The sequence below is a fragment of the Streptomyces sp. NPDC043746 genome (genome assembly GCF_056436485.1).
Window position 1 is genome coordinate 1 of sequence record NZ_JBWKCM010000063.1, and the last position, 4875, is coordinate 4875.

The 4875-nt window shown below is 71.8% G+C and carries 7 protein-coding genes; 5 read left to right on the forward strand and 2 right to left on the reverse strand.

What is annotated here, in order from left to right; all coding sequences use genetic code 11:
• Positions 1-101 precede the first annotated feature (101 nt).
• Positions 102-518: an RNHCP domain-containing protein gene (locus AC0682_RS31330; RefSeq protein WP_478536607.1), complete on the forward strand. Its 417-nt coding sequence runs from the start codon at positions 102-104 to the stop codon at positions 516-518.
• A gap of 206 nt (positions 519-724) precedes the next feature.
• Here the strand turns inward: AC0682_RS31330 and AC0682_RS31335 are convergent, their stop codons facing one another.
• Both AC0682_RS31335 and AC0682_RS31340 read right to left on the reverse strand, forming a co-directional pair.
• Positions 725-1483 (reverse strand): SDR family NAD(P)-dependent oxidoreductase, encoded by a 759-nt coding sequence (locus AC0682_RS31335; RefSeq protein WP_478536609.1) that lies wholly within the window; start codon positions 1481-1483, stop codon positions 725-727.
• Positions 1484-1566: 83 nt separating this feature from the next.
• Positions 1567-2151, reverse strand: coding sequence for a TetR/AcrR family transcriptional regulator (locus AC0682_RS31340; RefSeq protein ID WP_478536611.1), 585 nt, complete (start codon positions 2149-2151; stop codon positions 1567-1569).
• Between the two features lie 171 nt (positions 2152-2322).
• On the opposite strand from AC0682_RS31340, the gene AC0682_RS31345 reads away from it, so the two are divergent.
• From AC0682_RS31345 to AC0682_RS31360, 4 genes are all read left to right on the forward strand, one after another.
• Complete coding sequence (locus AC0682_RS31345) at positions 2323-2535, forward strand: DUF4287 domain-containing protein (protein ID WP_478536613.1); 213 nt, start codon at positions 2323-2325, stop codon at positions 2533-2535.
• A gap of 144 nt (positions 2536-2679) precedes the next feature.
• Complete coding sequence (locus tag AC0682_RS31350) at positions 2680-3597, forward strand: ABC transporter permease (RefSeq protein WP_478536615.1); 918 nt, start codon at positions 2680-2682, stop codon at positions 3595-3597.
• Positions 3576-4310, forward strand: coding sequence for an ABC transporter permease (locus tag AC0682_RS31355; RefSeq protein WP_478536617.1), 735 nt, complete (start codon positions 3576-3578; stop codon positions 4308-4310). The genes AC0682_RS31350 and AC0682_RS31355 overlap by 22 nt, the downstream gene beginning before the upstream one ends.
• 309 nt (positions 4311-4619) lie before the next feature.
• Positions 4620-4814, forward strand: a complete 195-nt coding sequence (locus AC0682_RS31360) for a hypothetical protein (protein WP_478536619.1) — start codon at positions 4620-4622, stop codon at positions 4812-4814.
• Positions 4815-4875 lie beyond the last annotated feature (61 nt).

Sequence of the window (4875 nt, forward strand, 5' to 3'; positions counted from 1 at the left end):
TCGAGCGGTCTCCGCCATGCCAGCCATACCCAGAACCCCCGGGCCCTCCGATCTTACGAATGACCGGAGCGGACCCACGTCTTGAAAGGTAGGACACCGCCATGTCGCGCAACAACAGCCGAGGCCGCTCCCGGCGCCCCCAACGCCACAAGGACGTCCTGCACGCCCAGGGCGGCCACCGGGCCGAGGACTTCCGGTGCACGTCCTGCCGTCTGGACGTCCCCCTGGCCGCCCCCGGCACCGCCCACCGCAACCACTGCCCGAACTGCCTGGCCAGCCTGCACGTCGACCGCCGGATACCCGGGGACCGCGATGCCGACTGCCGTGGCCGGATGGAGGCGCTGGGCCTCTCCGTCCGCCCGGACGGCGAGTGGATGATCATCCACGAGTGCGTCTCCTGCGGTGAGCTGAGCGTCAACCGCATCGCCGGGGACGACAATCCGCTCGTCCTGGTCCGCCTGGCCCTGCGCCCCCTCGCCGACCCCAGGGCCGCCGGGCGCGCCCTGCTCACCCTGTGAACGGGGCGGCCTCCTGGACCACAAGTCGGCGCATGAACCGCCCCCACGTCGCGCTCCCTCTCTCCGTACGGGACCGCGCACGACCTGGAAATCCTCGACGACGCCCCAACTCCTTTGGCTGGAGCGTCACGTGACGGAAGTAGCGTGAAAGGGCGCGCGCCCTGGGGGCTGGGGCCGGGACAGGGGCCGGAACCGGGGCCGGGGCTTCAGGCGGACGCCCCACTGTCGACGACGAGATCGGTGCCGACGGCGGCGCCGGCGTCGTCCGAGGCGAGATAGAGCACCGCGGCCGCCACTTCCCCGGCTTCCGCGACCCGCCCGAGCGGGTTCTCCGTCTTCATCCGCTCGGCGCGCTCGCCCTCGGTCTCGCCGGGCCGCAGGGACATGGGCGCGGCGGAGGCTCCCGGGCTGACCGCGTTGATGCGGATGCCCTGGTGGATGTGGTCGAGGGCGGCGGCGCGGGTCAGGGCGGACACGGCGGCCTTGGAGGTGATGTACGCGGCGGCGTCGGGGATCCGCAGGTGGGCGCCGAGGTTGGAGGAGATGTTGACGATGACCCCGCCGCCGTGCTTCTTCATATGGGCGATCTCGTGCTTCATGGCCAGCCAGACGCCGGTGACGTTGGTCCGCAGCACCGCGTCCCAGTCCTCCTCGCTCACCTCTCCGGCGGGCCCGGCGCCGCGGAATATTCCGGCGTTGTTGACGGCGATGTCGAGCCCGCCGAAGCGGCGGACGCTCTCGCGGACGAGATCACGGACCCGCCCGGAGTCGGTGACGTCCACGGTGACGGCGCAGGCGGTACCGCCGCCCGCCTCGATGAGCCGGACGGTCTCGTCGAGGGAGGCCGCGGTACGGCCTGCGGCGACCACACAGGCGCCTTCGGCCGCGAAGGCGAGCGCGATGGCACGGCCGAGACCGGAGCCCGCGCCGGTGACGAGGGCGGTCCTGCCGGTGAAGCGGTTCATGAGTCGACAACTCCTTGAGGACGAAAATACTGGACTGAACGATCCACTATGGGGGCAGGGCGAGCCGCCCCGAGGTGCGCGCCTCACTCCAGCAGGCTCAACGCCTGCTCGACCGCGTCCCGCACCCGGGCGGTGTCTCCGGACGTTTTGCCGACGACGCGTACCCCCTGCAACAGGACGAGCACCATGCGGGCCAGCGCCCGCGGATCGCGCCCCTCGGGCAGCTCGCCCCGGGCCTGTGCCCGTACGAGGGCGGAGTGCAGCAGCGTCTCGAAGCGGTCCCAGCTCATCTCGACCCGCCGGGCCGACGCGGGTTCGTGCGGGGCCAGCTCGACCGCGGTGTTGGTGACGAGGCACCCCTTCGCCCGCACGTCGTCGGCGACGGCCTCCGCCGCGAACCGGCGCACCACCGCCCGCACCGCGGGCAGCGCGTCCCCCGGCTGCGACAACTCGGCGAGAAGCAGTGCGTCCCGCCCTTCGGTGTACCGGTCCAGCGCCTTCAGGTACAGCTCGTGCTTGTTCCCGAAGGTGGCATAGAGGCTGGCCCGCCCGATGCCGAGGTGCTCGACGAGATCGGCGACCGACGTCGCTTCGTAACCACGCCGCCAGAACAGCTCAAGGGCCGACTGCAGCGCGGCGTCCGGATCGAACTCCTTGGTCCTGGCCACACCGGGGACGGTATCCCCGTCCAGAACGATCGATCAAGAAAAGCTGACCAAGGGCTCGTGTGACTCACAACACACCGCCAGGATGGATGACTCCGCCGCCCGTTCCCGGTCACCCCTTCACAGAGGCATCACCCCGCACGAAGGCGAACCGGCCAGGAAACGGAGACACCGATGACCGACGCAGTGAAGGGCCCCGCCAGCTACTTCCCGTCCATCGAGAAGAAATACGGCCGCCCGATCGCCGAGTGGAAGGACCTCATCCGCACCTCCCCGCTGACCAGGCACATGGAGCTGGTCAACTGGCTCAAGGCCGAACACGCCCTCGGCCACGGCCACGCCAACGCCCTCGTCGCCCACACCCTCGCCGAGGGCGACGCCGAGTGACCCCGGCCGCCCGCAGGGCCCGGGGCGCCTGGACCCGGGCGCTGTCCGCGCCGGTGGCACCCGATCCGACCCGGGGGAGCGGGAGTGGAGGCGGCTGGGAGGCTCCCGTCCCGCAGGGCGGCGAAAGTCGCGCCCGTCGAGGCGATGCGTACGGCAGGACAACCGCCCTCCGCCCACCGGTCCCGCACCCGGGGCGCGGCGGGGTTGGTCCTGCTCGCACTCGGCGTCGGCTGGCTGGTGTCGCTCACGGGGGCGGAGGACGCCTCCGAGGAGAACCTGCGGAACGCGATGCTCGGCTGCGCCCTCCTCGCCACCGGCCTGATCACGCTGGCCCCCCTGCTCGCCGTCCCGGTGACCCGGCTCACCGGACGGCTGACCGGCCGCTTCGGCATCACCGGCCACCTCGCACGGGAGAACGCGCTGCGGGACCCGCGGCGCACCGCGGCCACCGCCGCGACCCTGATGATCAGCACCGCGCTGGTCGCCGGCCTCGCCGTCGTCGGACACTCCACAGGGCAGGCGCTGGACCGCCAGGCCGCGGCCGGACTCGGCGCCGACCACGTGATCAGCACCCGCTCCACCATGACCGGCATCGACCCCGCCGCCGTACGCCGGGTGGCCGACACCGCCGGGGTGCGGACCGCGAGCGCCGTCACGGACTCCACCCTGTTCACCGGCCGCGGTGTCCGGGAGATCTCGGGCATCGACCCCGACACCGTGAACGCCGTCATGAAGCTCGACTTCGTCAGCGGCTCCGCCAAGGAGATCGGGCCGGGCCGGATCCCTCTCTCCAGCACTCTGGCGCGCGAGCACGGCCTGACCACCGGGGGCCGCCTGGGCGCCCGCGTCGGCCGGAACCAGGAACCCGCGCAGTACACCGTCGTGGGCGTCTACAAGGACAACCCCGTCGCCCGCGACGTCCTCGGCGACCGCACCGACGTCGCGAAGAACAGCCTCCTGCCCGATTCCGTCCAGCGCGTCCTCGTGCGCGTGGACGGCGGTGCGGACTCGAAGACCTCGAGGGACAGCTGCGCACCGCCGTGGGCGACAGCCCGCTGCTGAAGGTGCAGGACCGGGCGCAACTCGTCCGGGAGGCCGCCGGCACCATGAGCGACCTGCTGAACGTGATGTACGGGATGCTCGCCATCGGCGTCGTGATCGGCGCGCTCGGCATCGTGAACACCCTGGCCATGTCGGTCGCGGAACGCACCCGCGAGATCGGCGCGCTGCGCGCCATCGGCATGGACCGCGCGGGCATCCGGCGGATGATCCGTCTGGAGGCAGTGACCGTGGCCGCGTTCGGCACCCTCCTCGGCCTGGCGGGCGGCCTGTTCGGCGCGTGGGCGGTCGGCTCGCTCGCCAGCGGCGCGATCGAGCAGTACTCCCTGGCACTGCCCTGGGGCACGCTCCTCCTCATCTGCCTGCTGTCCCTCGCGATCGGCGCCGCCGCCGCAGCGGTCCCGGCCCACCGGGCAGCGGCCCTGAGCCCGCTGGAAGCCGTCGCGGAGACAGGACGCACGCCCCCGGCCCGCTGGGCCGCCGCCTGGTCCGCGCACCCGTGCCTCTCGCCGACGGACCGGGCGGCGGTCTCGGAGCCCTGCCGGTCGGCGAACAAGCAGGTCAGTTCCCCCGCTGTGGGGTCTCAGGGCAGCAATGCCGTCTGCGCGAGGGCGGCATTGTGCACTTCCTGTGCGCGGAGCCCGCCCCGGACAGCCCGGGGCTCGGCGGCCAGTATGGCGTCGATGTCTGCCGGGGCGGCCGCGGGGGGCAGATAGAGACCAACCGCGACCAACTCGCGGTTGGTGTTGTCGAACAGTAGGCCGTCAGTCTCGGAACCCAGCCACTCCTGGCTTCCGAAGGTGTCGGGAAGCAGCCGCTGGAATCATGCCCGATCGGTGAACTCGCCCACGATCAAATGAGGAATGTCGAAGGTGAGGCGCGGAGTGGATGCGAGCGGCGTGTCCGTCACCACTGCGCGAAGAGTGTTCAGAGCGATTTCCACTGGTGTGCCCTCACCGGAGCTGATCGGCGGACGCCATCGTGCCGCGCCTGCTGCCCGGAATGTTGCCACTCACAATGTCGTCGTGGGTCGCCGGCAGACCGAGGTCCTCGGGCGAGCCGCCGGTCGGCCGTGGGCGAGTCGGCGGGCCACGATGCCGATCATCGCCCAGCAGATCATGGTCTCGGAGTACGCGGGCTTCTGCTCGCAGTTGCGGGCGGAACGGCGGTGTGTGGTGACCCACGACGTTGGGTCGGCCGCGCGGCGAGGTGTCTGCTGAGGCAGGTCCTTTTCCGCGCGGCCTCCCGCCGAACCGGACGTGATGGTTTCCCGATCATCCG

What these genes read in the sequence shown, in the direction of transcription:
- AC0682_RS31345 (WP_478536613.1), top strand. Translation starts at nt 2,323, where the DNA reads ATGACCGACGCAGTGAAGGGCCCCGCCAGCTACTTCCCGTCCATCGAG.
- AC0682_RS31335 (WP_478536609.1), bottom strand. Translation starts at nt 1,483, where the DNA reads ATGAACCGCTTCACCGGCAGGACCGCCCTCGTCACCGGCGCGGGCTCC.
- AC0682_RS31350 (WP_478536615.1), top strand. Translation starts at nt 2,680, where the DNA reads ATGCGTACGGCAGGACAACCGCCCTCCGCCCACCGGTCCCGCACCCGG.
- AC0682_RS31330 (WP_478536607.1), top strand. Translation starts at nt 102, where the DNA reads ATGTCGCGCAACAACAGCCGAGGCCGCTCCCGGCGCCCCCAACGCCAC.